This window comes from Streptomyces avermitilis MA-4680 = NBRC 14893 (assembly GCF_000009765.2).
Classification (GTDB): domain Bacteria; phylum Actinomycetota; class Actinomycetes; order Streptomycetales; family Streptomycetaceae; genus Streptomyces; species Streptomyces avermitilis.
The window spans coordinates 4,121,126-4,144,363 of sequence record NC_003155.5 but is presented as its reverse complement, the minus strand read 5'-3'; the positions used below and the strand labels follow the sequence as shown (position 1 = coordinate 4,144,363).

The 23,238-nt window shown below is 71.2% G+C and carries 20 protein-coding genes; 14 read left to right on the top strand and 6 right to left on the bottom strand.

Features of this window, described 5'->3' with window-relative positions:
• The first annotated feature begins 138 nt into the window (after positions 1–138).
• Positions 139–1,356, top strand: coding sequence for an adenylate/guanylate cyclase domain-containing protein (locus SAVERM_RS17235; protein WP_010984759.1), 1,218 nt, complete (start codon positions 139–141; stop codon positions 1,354–1,356).
• Positions 1,357–1,395: 39 nt separating this feature from the next.
• On the opposite strand, the gene SAVERM_RS17230 is transcribed toward SAVERM_RS17235, so the two are convergent.
• Entirely contained in the window at positions 1,396–1,914 is a 519-nt protein-coding gene (locus SAVERM_RS17230) for a hypothetical protein (RefSeq protein ID WP_176605154.1), read from the bottom strand.
• A gap of 556 nt (positions 1,915–2,470) precedes the next feature.
• Between SAVERM_RS17230 and SAVERM_RS17225 the strand changes: the two genes are divergently transcribed.
• The 3 genes from SAVERM_RS17225 to hutH all read left to right on the top strand — a co-directional run bounded on the left by SAVERM_RS17225 (position 2,471) and on the right by hutH (position 6,184).
• Positions 2,471–3,283, top strand: coding sequence for an enoyl-CoA hydratase/isomerase family protein (locus tag SAVERM_RS17225; RefSeq protein ID WP_010984757.1), 813 nt, complete (start codon positions 2,471–2,473; stop codon positions 3,281–3,283).
• Between the two features lie 85 nt (positions 3,284–3,368).
• Positions 3,369–4,508 (top strand): GGDEF domain-containing protein, encoded by a 1,140-nt coding sequence (locus SAVERM_RS17220; RefSeq protein ID WP_037644948.1) that lies wholly within the window; start codon positions 3,369–3,371, stop codon positions 4,506–4,508.
• A gap of 137 nt (positions 4,509–4,645) precedes the next feature.
• Positions 4,646–6,184 (top strand): histidine ammonia-lyase, encoded by a 1,539-nt coding sequence (gene hutH, locus SAVERM_RS17215; RefSeq protein WP_037644951.1) that lies wholly within the window; start codon positions 4,646–4,648, stop codon positions 6,182–6,184.
• Between the two features lie 141 nt (positions 6,185–6,325).
• Here the strand turns inward: hutH and SAVERM_RS17210 are convergent, their stop codons facing one another.
• The gene (locus SAVERM_RS17210) at positions 6,326–6,670 is read right to left on the bottom strand and encodes an LPXTG cell wall anchor domain-containing protein (RefSeq protein ID WP_010984754.1); all 345 of its coding nucleotides are present in this window, start codon (positions 6,668–6,670) and stop codon (positions 6,326–6,328) included.
• Positions 6,671–6,780: 110 nt separating this feature from the next.
• On the opposite strand from SAVERM_RS17210, the gene SAVERM_RS17205 reads away from it, so the two are divergent.
• The 8 genes from SAVERM_RS17205 to SAVERM_RS17170 all read left to right on the top strand — a co-directional run bounded on the left by SAVERM_RS17205 (position 6,781) and on the right by SAVERM_RS17170 (position 16,912).
• Positions 6,781–7,125, top strand: coding sequence for a hypothetical protein (locus SAVERM_RS17205; protein WP_037645229.1), 345 nt, complete (start codon positions 6,781–6,783; stop codon positions 7,123–7,125).
• 228 nt (positions 7,126–7,353) lie between these two features.
• Positions 7,354–8,619, top strand: a complete 1,266-nt coding sequence (locus SAVERM_RS17200) for a L,D-transpeptidase (RefSeq protein ID WP_037644953.1) — start codon at positions 7,354–7,356, stop codon at positions 8,617–8,619.
• Between the two features lie 202 nt (positions 8,620–8,821).
• Complete coding sequence (locus tag SAVERM_RS17195) at positions 8,822–10,294, top strand: ABC transporter permease (protein ID WP_010984751.1); 1,473 nt, start codon at positions 8,822–8,824, stop codon at positions 10,292–10,294.
• Between the two features lie 33 nt (positions 10,295–10,327).
• Positions 10,328–11,011, top strand: coding sequence for an ABC transporter ATP-binding protein (locus tag SAVERM_RS17190; protein WP_010984750.1), 684 nt, complete (start codon positions 10,328–10,330; stop codon positions 11,009–11,011).
• Between the two features lie 209 nt (positions 11,012–11,220).
• Positions 11,221–14,535: a S8 family peptidase gene (locus SAVERM_RS17185; RefSeq protein WP_037644955.1), complete on the top strand. Its 3,315-nt coding sequence runs from the start codon at positions 11,221–11,223 to the stop codon at positions 14,533–14,535.
• Between the two features lie 283 nt (positions 14,536–14,818).
• Positions 14,819–15,337: a SigE family RNA polymerase sigma factor gene (locus SAVERM_RS17180; protein WP_037644958.1), complete on the top strand. Its 519-nt coding sequence runs from the start codon at positions 14,819–14,821 to the stop codon at positions 15,335–15,337.
• A gap of 233 nt (positions 15,338–15,570) precedes the next feature.
• Positions 15,571–16,032: a hypothetical protein gene (locus SAVERM_RS17175; protein WP_042493184.1), complete on the top strand. Its 462-nt coding sequence runs from the start codon at positions 15,571–15,573 to the stop codon at positions 16,030–16,032.
• 109 nt (positions 16,033–16,141) lie between these two features.
• The gene (locus tag SAVERM_RS17170; RefSeq protein ID WP_037644963.1) at positions 16,142–16,912 is read left to right on the top strand and encodes a group II truncated hemoglobin; all 771 of its coding nucleotides are present in this window, start codon (positions 16,142–16,144) and stop codon (positions 16,910–16,912) included.
• A 91-nt stretch (positions 16,913–17,003) separates the two neighbouring features.
• Here the strand turns inward: SAVERM_RS17170 and SAVERM_RS17165 are convergent, their stop codons facing one another.
• Entirely contained in the window at positions 17,004–17,915 is a 912-nt protein-coding gene (locus SAVERM_RS17165) for a helix-turn-helix domain-containing protein (protein WP_010984745.1), read from the bottom strand.
• A gap of 171 nt (positions 17,916–18,086) precedes the next feature.
• Here SAVERM_RS17165 and SAVERM_RS17160 point away from each other — a divergent pair, with 171 nt between their 5' ends.
• Positions 18,087–19,130: an NAD(P)-dependent alcohol dehydrogenase gene (locus SAVERM_RS17160; protein ID WP_010984744.1), complete on the top strand. Its 1,044-nt coding sequence runs from the start codon at positions 18,087–18,089 to the stop codon at positions 19,128–19,130.
• Positions 19,131–19,265: 135 nt separating this feature from the next.
• On the opposite strand, the gene SAVERM_RS17155 is transcribed toward SAVERM_RS17160, so the two are convergent.
• Together SAVERM_RS17155 and SAVERM_RS17150 are read right to left on the bottom strand one after the other, a co-directional pair.
• A complete protein-coding gene (locus SAVERM_RS17155) occupies positions 19,266–20,102 on the bottom strand; it encodes a FecCD family ABC transporter permease (protein WP_010984743.1) in 837 nt (278 codons plus the stop codon).
• Between the two features lie 36 nt (positions 20,103–20,138).
• Positions 20,139–20,939: a cyanophycinase gene (locus SAVERM_RS17150; protein ID WP_037644966.1), complete on the bottom strand. Its 801-nt coding sequence runs from the start codon at positions 20,937–20,939 to the stop codon at positions 20,139–20,141.
• Between the two features lie 227 nt (positions 20,940–21,166).
• Here SAVERM_RS17150 and SAVERM_RS17145 point away from each other — a divergent pair, with 227 nt between their 5' ends.
• Positions 21,167–22,354 (top strand): hypothetical protein, encoded by a 1,188-nt coding sequence (locus SAVERM_RS17145; RefSeq protein WP_010984741.1) that lies wholly within the window; start codon positions 21,167–21,169, stop codon positions 22,352–22,354.
• A 166-nt stretch (positions 22,355–22,520) separates the two neighbouring features.
• Here SAVERM_RS17145 and SAVERM_RS17140 read toward each other — a convergent pair whose 3' ends face one another.
• Complete coding sequence (locus tag SAVERM_RS17140; protein ID WP_042493181.1) at positions 22,521–23,183, bottom strand: hypothetical protein; 663 nt, start codon at positions 23,181–23,183, stop codon at positions 22,521–22,523.
• Positions 23,184–23,238: the final 55 nt, after the last annotated feature.

Sequence of the window (23,238 nt, the reverse complement as noted above, 5' to 3'; positions counted from 1 at the left end):
GGGCCGGGCCGTTGAACGGCGCGTACGGCCGTTCCGTACGAGACTGGACAGTACGACTCGGGAGTGAGCCACAGCACACCTGCCGTAGAGTTGAGCGCGGTCGATACCTGACCGCGGCAGATCGGAAGGGCAGCAGGCGTGACCGTCGACGACACGGGTTCGGGCACCGGTGTACACCCCGCCCCCGACGGTGAGCCGGGGCCTACCGCCAGGCCTGTCAGCGACGCGTCGCCCGCGCGGGTCGACGCGCACGGTGGCCGTACCGATGCCCACGACCGGGTGGACGGGCACGAGGAGCCGGAGGAGAACCCCCTCGCGCTGCGCCTGGAACAGCTCATCCTCGGGGCGGAGCGCCGCTACACCCCCTTCCAGGCGGCCCGCAGCGCGGGTGTCTCCATGGAGCTGGCGTCCCGCTTCTGGCGGGCCATGGGCTTTGCCGACATAGGGCAGGCCAAGGCGCTGACGGAGGCGGACGTGCTGGCGCTGCGCCGGCTGGCCGGTCTGGTCGAGGCGGGGCTGCTGAGCGAGGCCATGGCGGTCCAGGTCGCCCGTTCCACCGGGCAGACCACCGCCCGGCTCGCCGAGTGGCAGATCGACTCCTTCCTGGAGGGGCTGACGGAGCCGCCGGAGCCGGGCATGACCCGCACCGAGGTGACGTACCCCCTCGTCGAGCTGCTCCTGCCCGAGCTGGAGGAGTTCCTCGTCTATGTCTGGCGGCGCCAGCTCGCCGCCGCGACGGGCCGGGTCGTACAGGCCGGGGACGACGAGGAGATGGTCGACCGCCGGCTCGCCGTCGGCTTCGCGGACCTGGTCGGCTTCACCCGCCTGACCCGCCGCATGGAGGAGGAGGAACTCGGCGAGCTCGTCGAGGCCTTCGAGACCACGGCGGCCGACCTGGTGGCCGCGCACGGGGGACGGCTCATCAAGACGCTGGGCGACGAGGTGCTGTACGCGGCGGACGACGCGGGTGTCGCCGCGGAGATCGCGCTCCGCCTCATCGAGACGATGGCGAACGACGAGACCATGCCGGAGCTGCGGGTGGGTATCGCCTTCGGCACGGTGACGACCCGCATGGGCGACGTCTTCGGTACGACGGTGAACCTGGCCAGCCGGCTGACCTCGATAGCCCCCCGGGACGCGGTCCTGGTCGACGGGGCGTTCGCGGAGGAGCTGACGCGTACGCGTGAGGCCCCCGCCTCGGAGGCGGAGGCGGCCGAGGCCGCGGCCGCCGCGGAGAAGGAGGGCGAGGAGCCGCCGACGTACCGCTTCGCGCTCCAGCCGATGTGGCAGCGGCCGGTGCGGGGCCTGGGTGTGGTCGAGCCGTGGCTGCTCACTCGGCGGAGCGGGGAGTCCTAGAGCGGGTGTTCCGGGTCGTGGCGGTCGGATCGTCGTGGCTCAACGGACGGCCGCGGCCGCCCGGTTGACGCACAGTCCGACGAGCGGCACGCACAGGCCGGGCGGGTGTGGCGTGTGGGTGCTGGCACTCGGGGCGGGACCGGGCGCGGCCGCCGTGGTGGCCGTGGGCGGGGGCTCAGTCGTGGCGTCGGTGGGCGCCGGGTTCGATCGAGGGGTACGGGCCGCGGGGGCGCCCCGCTGCCCCGGCGCCGTCGAGACGCTGCCGGGGGCCGCGGGCAGGAGGGCCACCCCGGACGGCGATGTCGCGGCGTGGCCGGAGCCGACGGGGGAGGTCGGTGTCGCGCTCGCGCCGCCCGTCGCGGCGGTGGCGCCGCGCCCTCCGGGGCTCCCCGAGCGGCCCGAGGGGGTGGCGCCGACGACCGCCGCGGCGCTGGCGGCCGGGTCGCCGGTCGCCTCGACCGGGGGCGCGGCCTCCGCGGTGCCGGGCCCGCCGCCGACCGACTCGGGCGCCAGCCGCACGAAGCTCAACGCCCCGGCGGCCAGTGCGAGCCCGCCCACGGCGAACAGCACCTTCCGCGGCCGCGGCTTGCGGTGACGCCCGATGGGCCGGAACCAGACGGGGCCGGAGGTGACCTGTACCGACTCGGGGGCGGGGGCGGCCGTTCCGGGGATGGCCCGGGGCCGGATCCCGCCCGCCCGTCAGCGGCGCGGTGCGCGACGGTGCCGGTGCCGATGCCGCGGGCGTCGGCGTGCGGCGCCGCCCCCTCCGGTGTCGCCGTCGCCGCGGTGGCGTCCCGTGCCGGTGGCTCGCGGTCGGTCCCGGCGGCGTCCCGTGCCGGTGGCTCGCGGTCGGCCCCGGCGGCCTCCCGCGGGGCCTTCTTCTCCGTCGCCGCCGTGTCCGTCATGACCGTTCCTCCCCGGTGTGCCCGCGCCGCCCGGATGCCGCCGTGGCGGTGCGCAGGTTATGCGCCGGTTGGGGATGTCGTGGGGGAGTTGCGCTCCGTGTCACCCGAACGGGAACGCGCGGCCGGTTTCTCCGTCGGGTTTCGTCGGGGCGGCCCGGCTGCGATGATCGAGCCGTCAGGAGTTAACCCGCGTTAACCGGGAGGGTGTCATGGCGGAGCGAGCGGACGAGCGGCGGTTCGGGGACCACGTCGTCGTACGGCGGCACACGCGGGGGCAGGTCGCGGAGCTCGTCCTCGACCGGCCCAAGGCCATGAACGCCGTGTCCACGGACATGGCCCGCGCGATCGCCGGTGCCTGCGAGGCGCTCGCCCACGACACGGACGTACGCGTGGCCGTGCTGACGTCCACCCATGAACGTGCCTTCTGCGTCGGCGCCGACCTGAAGGAGCGGAACTCCTTCTCGGACGCCGACCTGCTGCGCCAGCGCCCGGTCGCGCGCGCCGCGTACACCGGTGTCCTGGAGCTGCCGATGCCCACGGTCGCCGCCGTGCACGGCTTCGCGCTGGGCGGCGGCTTCGAGCTGGCACTGTCCTGCGATCTGATCGTGGCCGACGGCACGGCGGTGGTCGGCCTGCCCGAGGTGTCCGTCGGGGTGATCCCCGGCGGCGGCGGTACCCAGCTGCTGCCCCGCCGGGTCGGTGCCGCCCGCGCGGCCGAGCTGATCTTCTCGGCGCGGCGGCTGACGGGGGCCGAGGCAAGGGAGTTGGGGCTGGTCGACGAGCTGGTGGAAGAGGGCCAGGACCGCACGGAGGCGCTGGCCCTGGCCTTCCGCATCGCCGCGAACTCACCGGTCGGCCTGCGCGCCGCGAAGCGCGCCCTGCGCCTCGGCCACGGGCTCGACCTGCGGGCGGGCCTGGAGGTCGAGGACGCGGCCTGGCGCTCGGTCGCCTTCTCCGGCGACCGGGCCGAAGGGGTGGCGGCCTTCAACGAGAAGCGCAAGCCGGAGTGGCCCGGCGAGTAGGGCCCCGGCGCCGCCCCCGCGACATCCCCACCCCTGTAGCCCCGCCAATGTCCCAAATTGTCATAAACATACCTAGCCTGGGGTGATGGGTGAGGACAGACGGCTGACGGCCGTGGTGGCGCTGGCGCAGGGCATGGCGGCGGCGCACACCCCGCGGGAGTCCTGGCGGGCCGCCGCGCTCGGTGCCTGCCGCGCGCTCGCCGGGAACTTCGCCGCGCTGTCCGTGTGGGAACGCGAGCGCGGCCGGCTGCGGGTCCTCGCCAACGTGGGGGACCGCGCCTTCGACGAGGAGGAGTTCCCGGACGACGAGGCGTACCCCGTGCACCAGTTCCCGGAGATCACCGAATTCCTGCACGAGCGCTGGGCGCGTGGCGGCGAGCCCAACGCCTGGGTGGAGACGGCCGAGGGGTCGACGGCGGGGCGTGCCGGGTACTGCCACCAGCGCGTCGCCGCCCTGCGCAGGAGGGGGCGCGGCTGCTGCGTCGTCGCCCCGATCGTGCTGCACGGCCGCGCCTGGGGCGAGCTGTATGTCGCCCGCCCGGCCGGCGAGCCCGTCTTCGACCGCGCCGACGCCGACTTCGCCACCGTACTGGCCTCCGTCGTGGCCGCCGGCCTCGCCCAGACCGAGCGGCTGGAGGAGGCCCGGCGGCTCGCGTACACCGACGCCCTGACCGGTCTCGCCAACCGCCGCGCCGTCGACGTGCGCCTGGACGAGGCGATCGAACAGCATCGGCGGGACGGGGTCGTCGTCAGTCTCGTGGTCTGTGATCTCAACGGGCTCAAGCGGGTCAACGACACGCGCGGGCATGCCGTGGGCGACCAGCTGCTCGAACGCTTCGGGTCCGTACTGTCCCTGTGCGGCGCGATGCTCCCGGGCGCCCTCGCCGCCCGGCTCGGCGGTGACGAGTTCTGTCTGCTGGCGGTCGGCCCGGCGGCCGACGAGGTGGTCCGGGCCGCCGGTGAACTCTGCCGTCGCGCGGCCGATTTGGAGCTCGGCGAAGGGGTCGCGTGCGGGATCGCCTCGACCCAGGACCCGATCGGTCCGGTCCGCTCGGGCCGCCGTCTCTTCCGGCTCGCCGACGCGGCCCAGTACCGCGCCAAGGCCGTACGTGCGACGAAGCCCGTGGTCGCGGGGCGGGAGGGGCCCGACGACCCGGTCGTCCGGCTCGCGGACGAGCCGGCGCCGGCCAAGGCGGAGCGCCGCCGCTTCCGGGGCCGCCGATGAGGCCCCCCGCACGCCGCCCGGTCCCGCCCGGGGGAACCGTCGGCCACCGGCGGCCGGGGTGGCGCACGGGTAAGGGGTAAACCGGCCACCCACTAGTGACATCATCGAATTCACTGCGTACGCTCCTGAATATGGATATGCACACTGTGGTGGTGGGGACGTCCGGGGTGACCGCGTCCGACGTTCTCGCCGTGGCGCGTGGCGGCGCCCGGATCGAGCTCTCCGGGGAGGCGGTGACCGCCCTCGCCGCGGCCCGCGGCATCGTGGACGCGCTGGCGGCCAAGCCGGAGCCCGTGTACGGGGTGAGCACCGGCTTCGGGGCCCTGGCGACCCGGCACATCAGCCAGGAGCTGCGGGCGCAGCTCCAGCGCAACATCGTCCGCTCGCACGCCGCCGGCATGGGTCCGAGGGTGGAGCGGGAGGTCGTACGGGCGCTGATGTTCCTGCGACTGAAAACCGTCTGCTCGGGCCACACCGGCGTACGGCCCGAAGTCGCGCAGACGATGGCCGACATCCTCAACGCCGGGATCACCCCGGTCGTGCACGAGTACGGCTCGCTCGGCTGCTCCGGCGACCTCGCCCCGCTCTCCCACTGCGCCCTGACGCTGATGGGCGAGGGCGACGCGGAGGGCCCGGACGGCACCGTCCGTCCGGCCGGTGACCTCCTCGCCGAGCACGGCATCACGCCGGTCGAGCTGCGCGAGAAGGAGGGCCTGGCCCTCCTCAACGGCACCGACGGCATGCTCGGCATGCTGGTCATGGCCCTCGCCGACCTGGACGCGCTCTACAAGTCTGCGGACATCACGGCGGCCCTCTCCCTCGAGGCACTCCTCGGCACCGACAAGGTGCTCGCCCCCGAACTGCACGCCATCCGCCCGCACCCCGGTCAGGGCGCCTCGGCCGCCAACATGCTGGCCGTACTGGCGGGTTCCGAGCTCACCGGCCACCACCAGGACGACGCGCCGCGCGTCCAGGACGCGTACTCCGTGCGCTGCGCCCCGCAGGTCGCCGGCGCCGGCCGGGACACCCTCGCCCACGCCCGCCTCGTCGCCGAGCGCGAGCTGGCGTCGGCGGTGGACAACCCGGTGGTGCTCCCCGACGGGCGCGTCGAGTCCAACGGCAACTTCCACGGTGCCCCGGTCGCGTACGTCCTCGACTTCCTCGCGATCGCCGCGGCCGACCTCGGGTCCATCGCCGAGCGCCGCACCGACCGGCTTCTCGACAAGAACCGCTCGCACGGGCTGCCGCCGTTCCTCGCGGACGACGCGGGCGTCGACTCCGGCCTGATGATCGCCCAGTACACGCAGGCGGCCCTGGTCAGCGAGATGAAGCGGCTCGCGGTCCCGGCGTCCGCGGACTCGATCCCGTCCTCGGCGATGCAGGAGGACCACGTCTCGATGGGGTGGTCGGCCGCCCGCAAGCTCCGTACGGCGATCGACAACCTCACGCGCATCGTGGCGATCGAGCTCTACGCCGCCACCCGCGCCATCGAACTCCGCGAGGGTCTGACCCCCGCCCCGGCGTCGCAGGCGGTCATCACGGCCGTCCGCAAGGCGGGCGTCGAAGGCCCAGGACCGGACCGCTTCCTGGCCCCCGACCTCGCGGCGGCGGACGCCTTCGTGCGTGACGGCAGCCTGGTCACGGCGGCGGAGACGGTCACCGGACCGCTGGCGTAGGACCTGTCGTCGAACTCCCGGCGCCCCCGATGCCCGTCGGCTCGGGGGCGCGGTGCGTCGCGGCGCCGCCGGACGCGCGGGCGGGTGCGGCAACCGCCGCTTCCCGGGCGGCCGTTCCTCGGCGCGCGCCCCGGGTGCCGCTCAGTACGCCGTCATGCGTTCCCGTCGTACCGAATACGCCACGAAGCCCGCGCCCAGGCCGAGGAAGAGGGTGCCGCCCACCAGGTACGGGGTGGTGTCGATGCTTCCGGTGTCGGCGAGTTGGGCGTCCAGGGACGTCGAATCGGTCCCCGCACCGGAGTCCGAGTCCGAGTCCGTGTTCGTGGAGGTCTGTGTGACCGTCGTCGACGTCTGCTGCTGCCCGGACGTGTCCTGGGTCGCGTTGGCGGACGGGACGAACCACAGGGCGCACAGGAGGGTTCCCGCGGCGGTGGCGGTCAGCGTGGATCGGCGTGCGGTGGACGACCATCGGTGTGCGGCGGACACGGAATATCTATCCCCTTGTGGTGCTGGCGAATTGGCCGTGTGGGGCGATGCTAATGAAAGGCGCGGGTCGCGGGAAAGTCGCGGAACCCATGGGTCGTACGCTCGCAGCCATGAGCACTTCTGAGACATCACAGTTTGTCCGGCTTCGCGTGGAGCTGGTCGTGGAGATCGGCGACGCGGACGCCGTGACCAAGGCCGCCCTGGAGCGCATCGCGGATGACCCGGACATGCCGGACGACGAGCGCGGGCACTCCGAGAGCGCCGTGACGGAAGACACTGCCGAAGCCCTCGCGTATCTCGTCGACCCGTTCGACCTGGTCAGCGAGGTGCCGGGGGTCGAACTCGCCCAGGCCTCCTGGAGCAGCGAGCAGATCTCCTACGATCCCGATTCGCCGGAATGGGACCTCGGCGAGGATGATGGCGCGGAGGACGACGAGGAAGACGTGCTCGGCTGAGGCCGCGCGGGGCAATCGTGACCCCGGGCGGCAACCGCGGCCCGGGGTTCTCGCGTCTTCTCGGCGAGTCCCTGGCGTCTCACGAGACGCGGTGACCACTTCCGCCCCAGTCGATCAAGAAGATCCGACGTGGTGTGCCCCACATTCTCGCGGGATGTGGAACGAGGCGATCCAGTCGTAGCGTTGAACGCTGACACGGGGACTCACGGGGTTGGGGATAAGGCAACGATGGAGAGGCGTGTGATGACGGACAGTAACCGACGCAAGGGCCTGAGGGCTGCGTCCGTACTGCTCGGCGGGGTGCTGGTGCTCTCTGCGTGCAGCGGAGGCGACAGCGAGGCCAGTAGCGGCGGTGGCGACTCCACCTCGCAGGCCAAGGTCGACGAGGCTGCCGCCAAGAAGGCCTCCGAGGCCCAGATCAAGATCACGCCCAAGGACGGCTCCGACAACGCCTCCATCAACAACGCGGCCAAGGTCACCGTGAGCAAGGGCACGCTCACGGACGTCACCATGAAGACCGCGGCGGGCACCGCCGTCGCCGGCCGGATATCGGCCGACAAGAAGAGCTGGTCGCCCACCGGTCAGCTGGAGCGGTCGACCTCGTACAAGATCACCGCCACGGCGGACGACTCCGCGGGCCGCACCGCCCACGAGAACGCGTCGTTCACGACGGTCTCCCCGGCCAACAGCTTCATCGGCAACTTCACGCCGGAGGACGGCTCCACCGTCGGCGTCGGCATGCCGGTCTCGATCAACTTCGACAAGGCGATCACCGACAAGGCCGCCGTGCAGAAGGGGATCACCGTCTCCTCCAGCAGCGGTCAGGAGGTCGTCGGGCACTGGTTCAGCGCCAACCGCCTGGACTTCCGCCCCGAGGACTACTGGAAGGGCGGCTCCACCGTCACCCTGAAGCTGAACCTCGACGGGGTCGAGGGCGCGAACGGTGTGTACGGCGTCCAGCAGAAGACGGTCACCTTCAAGGTCGGCCGCAACCAGGTCTCCGTCGTCGACGCCCGGACCAAGACCATGAAGGTCACGCGGGACGGCAAGACCGTCAAGACCATCCCGATCTCCGCGGGCGGTCCTGACAACAAGACCTACCAGGGCCAGATGGTGATCTCCGAGAAGTTCAAGGAGACCCGGATGGACGGCTCGACGGTCGGCTTCACGAAGAAGGACGGCAAGGGCGAGTACGACATCAAGGACGTGCCGCACGCCATGCGCCTGTCGAACTCCGGCACGTTCATCCACGGCAACTACTGGGGCGCCAAGTCCATCTTCGGCGCGGTGAACACGAGCCACGGCTGTGTCGGCCTGTCCGACACGAAGGGTGCGGGCGACCCGAACACCCCCGCCGCGTGGTTCTACAACAACACGCTGATCGGTGACGTCGTGGTCGTCAAGAACACCGGCGACAAGACGGTCGCCCCGGACAACGGCCTCAACGGCTGGAACCTCGGCTGGGCCGCGTGGAAGGCGGGTTCCGCGGCCTGATCCGGCCCGGTTTCGTCTCTGACGGCGGCGGCACCGCCCCCTGAGGGCGGTGCCGCCGTCGTCGTGCGTGAGGCCCCTCTTACCGCCGTCCCCCACCCCTCAGGGCCTCCGCACAGCTCAACTCGCCTCTCTGCACAGGCTTCTCATCGTTCTTTTATGTCGGCCTTATCGCTTCATCACGGTCCGTACCTAGCTTGCGGCCATGTTCTTCACCTACCTGAGGCGCGAACTGCGCCGCCGCAGAAAGGCGGCCCTCGTCGTCGCCTCCGGCCTAGCGCTGGGCATCGCACTGGTCATCGTGGTCAACTCCGTGTCCTCCGGCATGGGGAAGGCACAGGACAAGGTCCTTCAGTCGCTCTACGGCCTCGGTACGGACATGACCGTCACCAAGGCGGCCAGTGCCTCGGCCGCGAGCTCCCAGCGCCCCCGCTTCAACTTCGACGCCCGCGGCGACGACTCCGACGCGGAGCAGAGCAGCGACCGTGTCATGGTCCAGGGCTTCCAGACCCTGGCGACCACGACCGTCGGCAAGGTCGGCGCGCAGCACGGCGTGTCCGACGCCGTCGGCGGTCTGAGCCTCCAGGTCGTCAAGGTCAGCGGCCAGTTCAAGCAGGGCCAGTTCCAGCAGGACCAGAACGCCGGCGGCAATCAGCAGGGTGGCCGCCCGAACGCCCAGGCGTCCCCGCAGGGCCGCGTCGAGGGCGGCGGCGCCAACTTCGGCGTCAACAGCTACTCCGTCTACGGCACCGACGTCACCGAGCCCGCCCTCGGCCCGCTGACCTCCTCGAAGATCACCAGCGGCCGTACCTTCACGTCGTCCGAGACGAACGCCAAGGTCGTCGTCGCCGACAAGTCGTACGCCAAGGAGCAGAAGCTCGTCCTCGGTGACACCGTCACCATCAAGAGCGTCAAGTTCAAGGTCATCGGCATCGCCACACCCGACAGCGGCGACGCGGCGGCGAACCTCTACATCCCGCTCAAGCGGGCGCAGACGCTCGGCGACGCCAAGAACAAGGTCACCACGATCTACGTCAAGGCGTCGGACTCGCAGCAGATCGACGTCGTCAAGTCGACGATCCAGAAGAACATCTCGGGGACGACGGTCACCACCTCCGCCGACCTCGCCAAGACCGTCTCCGGTTCCCTGTCCACCGCCTCCGGCCTCGCCAAGAACGTCGGAAAGTGGCTGTCGATCGCGGTGCTCGTGGCCGCGTTCCTGGTCGCGGGTCTGCTCACCTCCTCCGCCGTCTCCCGCCGCGTGCGCGAGTTCGGCACCCTCAAGGCGCTCGGCTGGAAGTCCGGCCGCGTGACCCGCCAGGTCGTCGGCGAGGCCATGGTCAACGGACTGGTCGGCGGCGCCCTCGGTATCGCCCTCGGCCTCGGCGGCGCGTATGTCGTCACCGCGATCAGCCCGACCCTCCAGGCCGACATCGGCTCCACCGGCGGCAACGCGGGCGGTCCCGGCGGTGGCGGCCCCGGCGGTGGCGGCTTCGGCGGGCCCGGCCGGCAGACGGCTTCCAAGGCGCTGGAGGTGGCGCTGACCGCGCCGGTCAGCCTGTCCACCATCGTGATCGCCGTCGCCCTGGCCGTCACCGGCGGTCTGGTCGCGGGTGCCTTCGGCGGCTGGCGGGCCTCCCGGCTGCGTCCCGCGGACGCCCTGCGCCGCGTCGAATAGCCCAGCCGGCCCACCCACTCCAGGAGTTGCACCATGTACGAACTCAGAGGCGTCAGCAAGCGCTATACGCGGGGCAAGGACACCATCAACGCCCTCGACGGCATCGACCTGACCATCGGCGACGGCGACCGGCTCGTCATCCAGGGCCCCACCGGCGGCGGCAAGTCCACCCTGCTCCAGATGCTCGGCGGGCTCGACAAGCCCACCGCGGGCAGCATCGAACTCGACGGCACCGACCTCGCCAGGCTCTCCGAGGCCAAGCTCACCAAGGTGCGCAGCGAGAACATCGGCTTCGTCTTCCAGAGCTTCAACCTCATCCCGACGCTCACCGCGCAGGAGAACGTCGAGACCGCCCTCGTCCCCCTCGGGGTGAAGGTGAAGGACCGCCGGGAACGGGCCGCCGAGGCCCTGAAGTCGGTGGGTCTGGGGGAGCGGCTCGGCCATCTGCCCGCCGAGATGTCGGGTGGTCAGCAGCAGCGCGTCGCCATCGCCCGCGCGCTGGTGAAGCAGCCCAAGGTGCTGCTCGCCGACGAACCCACCGGCAACCTCGACGAGTCGATGCGCGACGAGATCATGGAGGTGCTGGAGACCATGTGGAAGGAGTACGGGCTCACTTTCATCATGGTCACCCACGATTCGTCCCTCGCGAAGAAGGCCCCGCGGGTCGCGACGATCCGCAAGGGGAAGATCACTGTCAAGGAGAACGCGGGGGCGTAACCGAGCGATTGTGTAACAGAGTTCGCGCGGGCGGGTAACAGTTCGCCCGGTGAGCTCCTTACCGTCTTCTCACTTATTGAGCAGGTGATCACCCCTCGGCATACTTGCTTACGCCGGGGGGTGACGTACATGTGTGCGCTATTTCCCTCGGACGGGTGAACGGGGATTCGCCCGATACTTCATCTCCAGGGGGAGACTTGCGCAGACAAGTGAAGAGAGCATGCGCGGCCACCGTCGCCACGGCGGCCGCTGTGGTTCTGGCGGCGGGCATGACCACCCCGGCGTCGGCCAAGCCCGAAGTCGCGTCGAGCGGCACCACCACATCGGCCGGTTTCTCGGCCAAGCACCGCGTCACCCTGATCACCGGCGACCGTGTCGTCGTCGACGCCAAGGGCCGGGTTGTCGGCCTCGAGCGGGCGAAGGGGCGCGAGCACATACCCGTCTCGGTGCGCAAGGCCGACGGCCACACCCTCGTGGTGCCGGCCGACGCGGCCCGCATGATCGCCACCGGCAAGCTCGACCAGCGGCTCTTCGACGTCACCGAGTTGAACCGGTCCGCGACCCGCAAGGCCCAGAAGCAGGGCCTGAAGGTGATCGTGGGCTACAAGGGCACGGCGAGCGCCGCCAAGTCCGACGTGCGCGACGCGGGCACGCTCCGGCGCAGCCTCAAGTCGCTGAACGCGGACGCCGTACAGACGCCCAGGACGGACACCGCCGAGCTGTGGGACGCGGTCACCAACGGTGACGCGACCGCCTCCGGCGTCGCGCACGTCTGGCTCGACGGCACCCGCAAGGCCAGCCTCGACAAGTCCGTGCCGCAGATCGGCGCCCCCACGGCGTGGGCGGCCGGGTACGACGGCAAGGGCGTCAAGATCGCCGTCCTGGACACCGGTGTCGACGCGACCCACCCGGACCTCAAGGACCAGGTGGCCGAGTCCAAGAACTTCTCCGCCGCCGCCGACGCCGCCGACCACTTCGGTCACGGCACGCACGTCGCGTCCATCGCGGCGGGCACCGGCGCCAAGTCCAACGGCAAGTACAAGGGTGTCGCGCCGGGCGCGACGATCCTCAACGGCAAGGTCCTCGACGACACCGGCTCCGGCGACGACTCCGGCATCCTGGCCGGCATGGAGTGGGCGGCCGAGCAGGGCGCCGACGTCGTCAACCTGAGCCTGGGCGGCGGCGACACCCCCGAGATCGACCCGCTGGAAGCGGAGGTCAACAAGCTCTCCGAGGAGAAGGGCATCCTCTTCGCGATCGCCGCCGGCAACGAAGGCGAGTTCGGCGAGCAGACCATCGGCTCCCCGGGCAGCGCGGCCGACGCGCTCACCGTCGGCGCCGTGAACGACAGCGACAAGCTGGCGTCCTTCTCCAGCCGCGGCCCCGGCCTGGACGGCGCCATCAAGCCCGACGTCACCGCACCCGGCGTGGACATCACCGCCGCCGCGGCGCCGGGCAGCGTCATCGACCAGGAGGTCGGCCAGAAGCCGGACGGCTACCTCACCATCTCCGGTACGTCGATGGCGACCCCGCATGTCGCGGGCGCCGCCGCGATCCTCAAGCAGCAGCACCCCAACTGGTCGTTCGCCGAGCTCAAGGGCGCGCTGACCGGCTCCGCGAAGGGCGGCAAGTACACGCCGTTCCAGCAGGGCTCGGGCCGTATCGCCGTCGACAAGGCGATCAAGCAGTCCGTGATCGCCAACCCGAACTCGGTGAGCTTCGGCATCCAGCAGTGGCCGCACACCGACGACAAGCCGGTCACCCAGCAGCTCACCTACCGCAACCTCGGCACGAGTGACGTCACGCTGAACCTCGCGTCGACGGCGACCAACCCCAAGGGCGTCGCCGCTCCGTCGGGCTTCTTCAAGCTCGGCGCGACGAAGGTCACGGTCCCGGCGGGCGGCAAGGCCTCGGTCGACTTCACGGTCAACACGAAGCTGGGCGGCACCACGGACGGCGCGTACTCGGCGTACGTGACGGCCACGGGCGGCGGCCAGACCGTGCGCACGGCGGCCGCGGTGCAGCGCGAGGTGGAGTCGTACGACGTCACGCTCAAGCACATCGACCGTGACGGCAAGCCGGCCGTGAACTACAGCACCGACCTGACGGGCGTCTCGGGCCTCGCCGCGGACAAGTGGTTCGCCCCGTACGACGCCTCCGGGACGGTCAAGGTCCGTGTCCCCAAGGGCAACTTCATCCTGAACGCCAGCCTCTTCGCGGACCCGGAGGACTTCACCAAGGGTGCCGACTGGATCGCCCAGCCCAAGCTGAGCGTCACCAAGAACACCACGGTCACCGTCGACGCCCGCAAGGCGAAGCCGGTGGACATCACCGTGCCCGACAAGGGCGCCAAGTCGGCCTTCGCGTCGCCGGACTACACGGTCGAGGCCGGCAACAACAGCTACTCGTACGGCTGGTGGCTGGACACGTACGACAACTTCCGCACCGCGCACCTCGGCCCGAAGGTCACCGACGGCTCCCTGTCCCAGCAGTGGGAGGGGCACTGGACCAAGGGTGACGACGAGGAGTACGACACCACCGCCAGGGCCAAGGTCACGCAGCTCGCCACCGGCTACAGCAAGCACTACAAGGCGAGCGAGCTGGCCACGGTGAAGGCCGGCCTGGGCTCCTCCGTCACCGGCAAGAAGGGCGCGATCACGGCCTGGGGCTGGCTGCCCGGCAGCTCCGGCGCCTCCGCGATCGGCATCCAGCAGACGCTCCCCGGCACCCGGACGCTGCACCTGTCCACCTCGGGCGGGGTCCGCTGGACCTTCGAGTTCGAGCAGACCGGCGGGCTCGACGCCGACGGCTTCCCGATCGCCGAGGCGTACTACTCGACCGGCGACTCGCAGAAGCTCACCGGCGGCAAGACCTACGCGAAGACGTTCAACACGGCCGTGTTCGGGCCGCGTACCGGCGGTGACTTCAGCCTCTACCGTGACGGCAACCAGATCTACGGCTACGTGCCGCTGTTCGCCGACGGCAAGACGCACACCGGTTCGTCGACCTTCAGCTCGGTCACCACGACCCTCTACCGCAACGGTACGAAGGTCGGCTCGAACGACGACCCGCTGTTCGGCGAGAAGTACTTCAAGGTGCCGGCCGGTTCGGCGTCGTACAAGCTGACGACGTCCGTGAAGCGTGCCGCCACCGTCGCGACCGCGTCCTCGCGGATCGACGCCAGCTGGACCTTCAAGTCCAAGAAGGCCTCCTTCACGAAGCTGCCGACGTCCTCGGCCCGCTTCGCCGCGACGACCGGCCTGGACAGCCGCGTCACCGCCGACAAGAAGGTCTCGGTCCCGGTGACCGTCCAGGGTGCGGCAGCGGGCAAGAACCTCAAGTCGCTGGCGGTGTACGTGTCGTACGACGGTGGCAAGAACTGGACGAAGACCACCGTCAAGAACGGCAAGATCAGCGTCAAGAACCCGGCGAAGGACAAGTCCATCTCCTTCCGGGCCAAGATCGCCGACAAGAAGGGCAACACGTCGACGATCTCGATCTACGACGCGTACTACGGTAAGTGAGCGGACGTGACTAGCTGAGGCCGGTGCCTCGGCAGCGTCGGGCCCTTCGGGATCGCATCCCGGAGGGCCCGATTTCGTGTTGGCGGAGATGACGCGGGCATCGATGACGCGGGCACCGATGACGCGGACACCGAACAAAAGTCGCTTGTAACATCCCCGGGTTCTCAGGCGTGTTCAAGGCAGCGGGAACAATGACCGGCACTCTGACCGCACCCGCTGAGCAGTGACCACGAAGACGAACGAAGACGAACGAAGACGAACACGGAACGGGAAACGGGGACAGATGTCGGCGCAGTCGGAGGACTTCGACGCGTTCTACACCGCCACGCACAAACGGATGGTCGCCACGGTCTACGCGATGACCGGAGATCTGGTGGAGGCCGAAGACGCGGTGCAGGAGGCGTACGTACGGGCGTGGCAGAGATGGGACAGGCTGACGCGGGACGACGGGGATCCGCTGCCGTGGGTGCGGACCGTCGCGATGCGGCTGGCGATCAGCACGTGGCGCAGGACGCGGGGCCGCCTGCTCGCCCACTTCCGGCACGGCCCGGACGCGGACGTGCCCGAACTGTCCGCCGACCGCGTGGCGTTGCTGAACGCCCTGCGCGAACTGAACCCGGACCAGCGCCAAGTGGTGATCCTGCACCACCTCCTCGACCTGCCCGTGGAGCAGGTCGCGCGCGAGACCGGCGCCTCAAGCGGCGCGGTCCGCACCCGGCTGAGCCGGGCCCGCAAGGCCCTCGGCGAGCGCCTCGCCGAGCCCACCGTCTTCACCACCGAGGGAGTGGTCCGGCATGGCTGAGGTCGAGGAACTGCTGGACGACGTCGTGCTGCGGATGCCCACGGCCGAGGCGGTACGCGCCCAGGGGAGCCGGCGTCGCGCTCGGCGCCGGGCGGCCGCGCTGGGGGTCGCCGTCACGGCGATCGCGGTGGGGGCGTCGTGGGCGTCTGCTGCCGGGCGACGGCGGGCGCGACGCGCGGCCCGCGGGGCCCGCGCGACCGTCGGGGACACCGACGGCATCGCCCTCGACCGAGGTGGACCCCAGCCCGTACAAGAAGGGCGACACCATCGAGCTGCTGTCGGCGGGGGAGCTGCCGGGGGACGAGAAGTGGCACTGGAAGTCGGCCGCCAACGAGCCGGCCGGTGGGGTGACGGACGCTGAGAGCGCACTGGTGAAACTGAAGACCTGCGACGGATGGTCTCAGACCGGCAACCGGCAAGGCTCCATGCTGTACACCACTGCCTACAAGGGCGGCCGCGACGCGGCGGCCTGGCAGCGTTACGCGGAGTTCGACAACGCCGCCGGCGTCGACGAAGTGGTCGAAAACCTGGACACCACCCTTTCCACCTGCGGTTTCAAGCCCGTGGGCAAGGCCGCGGACACGCACTTCGCGGGCGCCAGCGAGGACGGCCGACGGGTACGCGTCACCGTCGAGCACGGCAAGCGGTGGATCTACGTGTCCGAGGTGGAGGACGGCCGGCCCGGCGGCGACTGAACACCGGCCGGCCCGGGCCCCGTGGCCATGTGTTTCGCCCAGCGCTGATACGGCGTGCGGCCCGTCGGAAGGGGAGCTTCCGGCGGGCCGTCCGTGTTTGTGTGGGGACATGACCGTTCACACTGTCGAATACATCCGGTACCGGATCCCCGAGCAGCAGTCGGCGGAGTTCCTCGCCGCCTACACCCGCGCCGCCGCCCAGCTCGCGGCGGCCCCGCAGTGCGTCGACTACGAGCTGGCCCGCTGCGAGGAGGACTTCGAGCACTTCGTCCTGCGCATCACCTGGACCTCGACCGAGGACCACATCGAGGGCTTCCGGAAGTCGGAGCTGTTCCCCGACTTCCTCGCCGAGATCCGGCCGTACATCAGCAGCATCGAGGAGATGCGCCACTACAAGCCGACGACGGTACGCGGCACGGGCGCGGCCGTGCCGACGCTCTACGCCTGGGCGGGCGGGGCCGAAGCCTTCGCGCGCCTGACCGAGGTGTTCTACGAGAAGGTGCTCAAGGACGACGTCCTCGCGCCGGTGTTCGAGGGGATGGCGCCCGAGCACGCCGCGCATGTCGCCCTCTGGCTCGGCGAGGTCTTCGGCGGCCCGGCGGCCTACTCCGAGACACAGGGCGGCCACGGACACATGGTCGCCAAGCACCTCGGCAAGAACATCACCGAGGTGCAGCGCCGCCGCTGGGTCAACCTGCTCCAGGACGCCGCGGACGACGCGGGCCTGCCCACGGACGCCGAGTTCCGCTCGGCCTTCCTGGCCTACGCGGAGTGGGGCACGCGGCTCGCCGTGTACTTCTCCGGCCCCGACGCGGTGCCTCCGGCCGAGCAGCCGGTGCCCCAGTGGTCGTGGGGGGCGATGCCGCCGTATCAGCCGTGAGACGCGGCCGCACCGGCGCGGCAAGCCGTGAGACGCGGCCTTACGGTGCCGCCGGCCGTGAGCCGCGGCCTCACCGGGGCGGCTCACAGGGCTACGGCTGAGGCGCCGTCGTACCCGCCCGCGTCGCGTCCGTCCCCCAGCTCGCCAGCAGGCGCAGCGCCTCCGCCGAGGCGGACCCCGGCTCCGCGTGGTACGTGATCAGCGCCTGCTCACCGTCATCGGGCAGCCGGAACGACTCGAACTGCAGCGCCAGGTCACCCACCAGCGGATGCCGCAGCAGCTTCACGCCGTGGGTCTTCTCCTTCACGTCGTGCGTGGCCCACAGCCGGCGGAAGTCCTCGCTCTTCACGGAGAGCTCGCCGACCAGGGCCGAGAGCCGCGGGTCGTCGGGGTGACAGCCCGCGTCCATGCGCAGAAGGCAGACGATGTCGATCGCCTTCTGCTCCCAGTCCACGAACAGATCACGGTACTCGGGCTTCAGGAACACCATCCGCGCCCAGTTCCGCTCCTGCGGCGGCAGCTCCGCCCAGTCACCGAAGAGGGCCGCGGCCATCCGGTTCCAGGCGAGGACGTCCGAGCGCTGCCCGGAGATGTACGCGGGCACGCCGTCCAGCGTGTCGAGCAGCTGCCGCAGCGCGCCCCGCACCTGCTGCGGCCGCGCCGTCTGCTTCTTCTTGTGCGCCTTCGGCTTCGCCAGATGCGTGAGGTGCGCGTGCTCGGCGTTCGTCAGCCGCAGCGCGCGGGCGATCGCGTCGAGTACCTCCGCGGACACGTTCCGTCCGTTGCCTTGCTCGAGGCGGGTGTAGTACGCGACGGACACCCCGGCCAGCTGCGCCAGCTCCTCGCGGCGCAGCCCCGGCACCCGGCGGTGCCGCCCGAAGTCCGGCAGGCCCACGTCCTCGGGCTTCAGCCGGGCCCGGCGGGTGCGCAGAAACTCGCTGAGCTCGGCACGCCGGTCCAGCGGCTGTCCGGCCCCCTGTACGGGTTCGGGCTGTTCGTCCATGCGTCCAGTATTCATGGTCGTACGACGGTGAACCTGTCCCCGCCAGTGGTAGGACCGCTGGACGTAGGCAAGACCGTGGTCTGGGTGAGCTCCGGAAGACCGGGCAGGCTGATTGTCGTGCCCGGCCGAAGGCAGCCGGCGCACTACCCCCCCTGCTAGGAGAACCCCGGCATGACCACCACTGTTGCCGCGTACGCCGCCCCGGCCGCCAAGGCTCCCCTGGAGCGCACCACCATCGAGCGGCGTGAGGTCGGCGAGTTCGACGTCCTGATCGACATCAAGTTCGCCGGTATCTGCCACTCGGACATCCACCAGGCCCGCGACGGCTGGGGCGAGGGCATATTCCCGATGGTTCCGGGCCACGAGATCGCCGGCATCGTCGCCGAGGTCGGCTCCGGCGTCACCAAGTTCCAGGTCGGCGACCGGGTGGGCGTCGGCTGCATGGTCGACTCCTGCCGCGAGTGCGAGAACTGCAAGGCGGGCCTGGAGCAGTACTGCGTCGGGGGCAACGTCGGCACGTACAACGCCCTCGACAAGAACGGTGAGCCCACCTACGGCGGCTACTCCGAGAAGGTCGTCGTCGACGAGAACTACACCGTCCGCATCCCGGACGGCCTCGCCCTCGACGTGGCCGCCCCGCTGCTCTGCGCCGGCATCACCACGTACTCCCCGCTCAAGCACTGGAACGCGGGCCCCGGCAAGAAGGTCGCCGTGCTCGGCATGGGCGGCCTCGGCCACATGGGCGTCAAGATCGCGCACGCGCTCGGCGCCGAGGTGACCGTGCTGTCCCAGTCGCTGCGCAAGAAGGACGACGGGCTGAAGCTGGGCGCCGACCACTACTACGCCACCAGCGACCCGAAGACCTTCGAGGAGCTGGCGGGCACGTTCGACATCATCCTGTCGACGGTCTCGGCGCCGCTGGACTTCGGCGCGTTCCTGTCGCTGCTGAGGACGGACGGCGCCCTGGTGAACGTCGGCGCCCCCGAGGAGCCGATCTCCATCAACCTCTTCTCGGTGATCGCCGGCCGCAAGACCCTCGCGGGCTCCGGCATCGGCGGCATCCAGGAGACCCAGGAGATGCTGGACTTCTGCGCCGAGCACGGCCTCGGTGCGGAGATCGAGCTGATCAGCGCGTCCGAGATCAACGACGCGTACGAGCGGGTGCTGAACAGCGACGTGCGGTACCGCTTCGTGATCGACACCGCGACGATCTGACACGCACCATCCGATCAGACGCGCATCACGCGATCTGACACGCACCACCCGATCCCCACGACGCACCGTCTGCCGCTCCCCCCGTGCGGCGGGCGGTGCGTCGTGGCATCGCGGCGTCGCGGTTCATGAGCGCGGTCACCGAGAGGCGCGGGCACCCCTGCCGGGTTCCCGCCCCAGCAGCCAGAGCAGATACGGCCCCCCGACCAGGGAGGTGAGGGCGCCGACCGGGATCTCCAGCGGCGGCAGCGCCGTACGGGCCACCAGATCGGCGGCGACCACGATGATCGCGCCGGTCGACGCGGAGCCCGCCAGCGGGAGTTGAGGGGTACGCGAGAGGCGCCGGGCCAGCTGCGGTGCGGTGAGCGCGACGAAGCCGATCGGGCCGGCCGCGCCGGTCGCCGTCGCGGCGAGAACCACGCCGAGGACCGTCAGCCCGAGCCGGGTCCGCTGCACGCGCACACCGAGCGCGGACGCGGTGTCGGCGTCGAGCCCGAGCGGGCGCAGGGCCCTACTCGCCCGCACCAGGGCGGGCAGACTCAGCAGCAGCACCCAGGCGAGCGGGGTGGCCTGCGTCCAGCCGCGTCCGTTGAGACTGCCCGTCAGCCACAGCTTGACCTGTTCGGCGGCGGTGAGTTCGCTCTCGGTCAGATAGAGCTGGACGACCGCGGAGAGGGCGACGCCGATGCCGACGCCCGTCAGCACGAACCGGGTCGGCTGCATGCCGTGGCGCCAGGCGAGGACGTACACGAGCGCCGCGGCCCCGAGCCCGCCCGCGACGGACACCGCCGGAAGGGCGCCGGGCGAGGCGACGGTTCCGGTCGCCAGGGCCAGTACGGTCGCGGCGGCGGCGCCGTGTCCGACGCCGATGACGTCCGGACTGGCGAGCGGATTGCGGGTGACGCTCTGCACGAGCGCCCCGGACAGCCCGAGAGCGGCGCCGACCAGAGCGCCCAGCACGATGGTGTGCGCCACCGGCAGCGGGGGTGGGGATACGTCAGGGGCTGACGGTCAGTCGGCGGCGAAGGACTCCCCGGCCGCGTACGACCGTACGAGCACGTCACCGCCGGTCCCGTCGCCGTTTCCGCCGTCGGCCCTGGTGCCGGTCCCGCTGTCGGTCCCGGGTCGTACCGTGTGCACGCGCCCGAGGCCGGAGACGCGTGCCGTCCGGCCGTCGACGGTCAGCAGGGTGTTCTCGTCGATCGCCACACCGTGAGGGACCCGTCCGTCCGCCACGGCGGCGATCAGCCGGGGCAGCGTCCCCCACTGCGCGGCATGCACGTCGACCCCGAACGGGACGAGCCCGAGCCCTTCCCGCACCTCGATCTCGTCCAGGTCCTCCCCGGTGTCCTCGGGGCAGACCGGAACACCACCGGCGAGCCACCCGCCGACGACCGCCCGCCGCGCGGCGACGGCGGCCCCCGCGGAGAACCCGGCGTACGGGATCCCGCGTTCGGCGAGCACCCGGGGCAGCCGGCCGAGGACCTCCGCCAACGCGTCCTGATAGGCGGGCGTCAGCCCGCCGCACACCAACAGGGCGTCGACGCGCCCGAGCGCACCCACGTCGAACCGCTCACCCAGGGGCACCAGCAGCGGCACCGGCGCACAGTCGGCGACCTTCCGCAGCACGGCCTCGTACCGGGCGAACTGCCCGGCCCCGTCGCCCTCGTCGACGAGAAGGCAGCCGACGACCGCGGCGTCACCCGCCGCCCGCTGCCTGCCCGCCCGCTGCCCAGCGGCCTCCAGGAAGGGGCCGTAGACGGCCTCGGCGCCCCGCTCGTCCCACCCGCCACCGATCAGATACGTGTGCATGTCGTACGTCCCCTCCAGGTCAAGATCATTTCCTTGCTCATCCCCCGGCTCATCCCATGGAGGCACGCATGACGGCAAGTTATCGCGGTGGACACGTCAGACGGGACCGAGTTCTTTCGCGGCGGCTCTACCAGATTGATCCCTGTCGGAACGGTCAGAACGGCTGAAACGGCAGAAGAGGCACCGGCCACGGGGAATGCTGCCCCTACAAGGAGAGCGGGGGACACGTGCAAGCCGTCTTACTGGGGTCCGTACTTTTGGTGTGTCTGGCCGCGCCGCTGGTCGGAGCGTCGCAGCGGCCGCGGTTGCCGTCGAGGCGGTGCACGCCCGAGCGTTCGGCGCACGCGCCGTTCGCGGTGGCGTTCGGCTGCTGGCTCGTGCCGGTGCCGATGGCCCTGTTGCTGGAGGACGGCCGCGCCGATCTGATGCACAGCTGGTGGGCCGTGGCCATGCTCATGGCCAGTCCGGTCGTCGCCTTCGCCCTGGTCCGCATGGTGGCGCCCCAGCGGCTGAAACGAAGGCGGCTGCTTCTGGCGGCGCGCGCGGCAGCCCTCATGGCCGCCGTGGTGGCCGTCGAGATGGCGGCGCTCGACGCAGGGGTTCCGTCGCTGTCCGTCGTCGGACCGCTGTTGACGGTCTCGTTCGCGGCGACGGCGACGGTGCTGGGCGTCCTACGGGTCGTGGACCACGGCTATTTCCCGCTGGTGCTGTTGCGGACGGCAGCGAAGCAGGCACTCGTGGCCGGCGGAACCTGGTACTGGATGCACCGCACCGGCGCCACCCTCACCCCCGATCCGGCGGACTCCACCACCACGGCCCAGGTGCTGGCCCTGCTGTGGTGGTCGGTGGTGGCGCTGTCCAGTGGATGTGCGCTGGTCGCGGTCGCCCGGCTGGTGCGCTGGCTGCGATCCGGTCCACCGGCTCGGCCCGCGCCACCCGGTGTGGCTCCCTGGCCGCCCGCGGTGGGCGACGTATGGATGGCCGAGCTCACCCACGACGACAACACCTACAAGGAGCGCCCCGTCGTGGTGCTCGAACACACGCCCGGCTTCGTCCGCGTGCTCGGCATCACCAGCGTCGACAAGTCCGACAGGCGGCGCGGCTATCTGAAGCTCCACATGTCCGAGTGGAAGGGAGTGCTGACCAAGGACGGCTGGCTGAATCTGGAGATCGCGCAGGTTCCGTACTGCGACTTCCTGTGGCGGCGCGGGGAGTGCCCGGACCCGGTGTGGGACGCGCTGTGCACGAAGGCGGCGGTCCGGGAGCGTCCCGCGGGCCGGGGGCCGACCCCCGGATTCACCTTCCGACACCGGCTGTGGTCGGCGATGAACGCGCACGCGGGCCGTGACTCACGCAACGTCCACGCCGGTTCCGACAACCGGCGGCGCCGGGTCTGGACGCGGGCAAAGGTGTGACCGTCGTATGACCGTCTCCCCCTCCCCGTCCACGGAGAGCCTGGCGCCACCGCCCGAACCGGAACCCGCGCAGCCGGTCCCGCGGCGGCCTGCCGGCTTTCGCCGAGCCCACGGAGCCGAGCCCATGGAGCCCCCGAGCCTGTCGAGCCCACGACGCGTGACTCGGTCAACGCCGGGCGGGGCCGCCCGGGGTGTGAGCGGTGCGGCGTGTCCACAGAGTCACATCGCTGCTCGTGGCGACGGCGAGGGTTTGCCCGGACGGGGAGAAGCCGGCGGCTCGGAGTTCGGAGTAGTTGGAGTGGAAGATGTGCCACCACTTCTCCCCGTGCGGACCGCGGTGAGGCATCCCGCTGCCGCGGGAGAGCAGGACGCGGTCATGCGGCCAGGCCGGGCTGACGACCTCCACCACCCAGCCGTCTTCGGTGCCGGTGTGGAGCCCGCCACCGAAGAGCCCGGCGATACGCACCCTGCTGCCGGCGATCGGCCCCAGCCCTGGGCACGACAGATCGGCCACGGCATCGGGGGTGCTGTCCTCGGGGTCGGGGTCCCGGTCGCGGGCGATCTTCTCCCCTGTGACGGCGTCGAAGAGGCCATGCCCGGCCTGCGAGACGACCATCACCAGGTCGTTGCCGTTGTCGGGGTGCGACGCGAAACCGATCCCGAGAAGTCCGCCGACAGCGGCGAAGGGCTTGAAGACCGGCCGCCAGGGCTCAGGCGCGGGAAGCACGGGAGCCGCCAGAAACCGGTCCCGCAGATCCTGTTGATAGCCGGTGAGCCCCGTCTCGCCGTCGCCCCGCCCAGATGACGCTGCCTTCTCGCTCCACTTCATCACCCCACCATGATCCACACTCCGCTCCGCTCCCGTACCGCCCGCGGGCCGGATC

Excerpts from the sequence above, each read along its gene's own strand:
- SAVERM_RS17225 (WP_010984757.1), top strand. The coding sequence starts at position 2,471 with ATGGCGGAGCGAGCGGACGAGCGGCGGTTCGGGGACCACGTCGTCGTA.
- SAVERM_RS17220 (WP_037644948.1), top strand. The coding sequence starts at position 3,369 with ATGGGTGAGGACAGACGGCTGACGGCCGTGGTGGCGCTGGCGCAGGGC.
- hutH (WP_037644951.1), top strand. The coding sequence starts at position 4,646 with ATGCACACTGTGGTGGTGGGGACGTCCGGGGTGACCGCGTCCGACGTT.
- SAVERM_RS17205 (WP_037645229.1), top strand. The coding sequence starts at position 6,781 with ATGAGCACTTCTGAGACATCACAGTTTGTCCGGCTTCGCGTGGAGCTG.
- SAVERM_RS17200 (WP_037644953.1), top strand. The coding sequence starts at position 7,354 with ATGGAGAGGCGTGTGATGACGGACAGTAACCGACGCAAGGGCCTGAGG.
- SAVERM_RS17195 (WP_010984751.1), top strand. The coding sequence starts at position 8,822 with ATGTTCTTCACCTACCTGAGGCGCGAACTGCGCCGCCGCAGAAAGGCG.
- SAVERM_RS17190 (WP_010984750.1), top strand. The coding sequence starts at position 10,328 with ATGTACGAACTCAGAGGCGTCAGCAAGCGCTATACGCGGGGCAAGGAC.
- SAVERM_RS17180 (WP_037644958.1), top strand. The coding sequence starts at position 14,819 with ATGTCGGCGCAGTCGGAGGACTTCGACGCGTTCTACACCGCCACGCAC.
- SAVERM_RS17170 (WP_037644963.1), top strand. The coding sequence starts at position 16,142 with ATGACCGTTCACACTGTCGAATACATCCGGTACCGGATCCCCGAGCAG.
- SAVERM_RS17165 (WP_010984745.1), bottom strand. The coding sequence starts at position 17,915 with ATGGACGAACAGCCCGAACCCGTACAGGGGGCCGGACAGCCGCTGGAC.
- SAVERM_RS17160 (WP_010984744.1), top strand. The coding sequence starts at position 18,087 with ATGACCACCACTGTTGCCGCGTACGCCGCCCCGGCCGCCAAGGCTCCC.
- SAVERM_RS17150 (WP_037644966.1), bottom strand. The coding sequence starts at position 20,939 with ATGCACACGTATCTGATCGGTGGCGGGTGGGACGAGCGGGGCGCCGAG.
- SAVERM_RS17140 (WP_042493181.1), bottom strand. The coding sequence starts at position 23,183 with ATGAAGTGGAGCGAGAAGGCAGCGTCATCTGGGCGGGGCGACGGCGAG.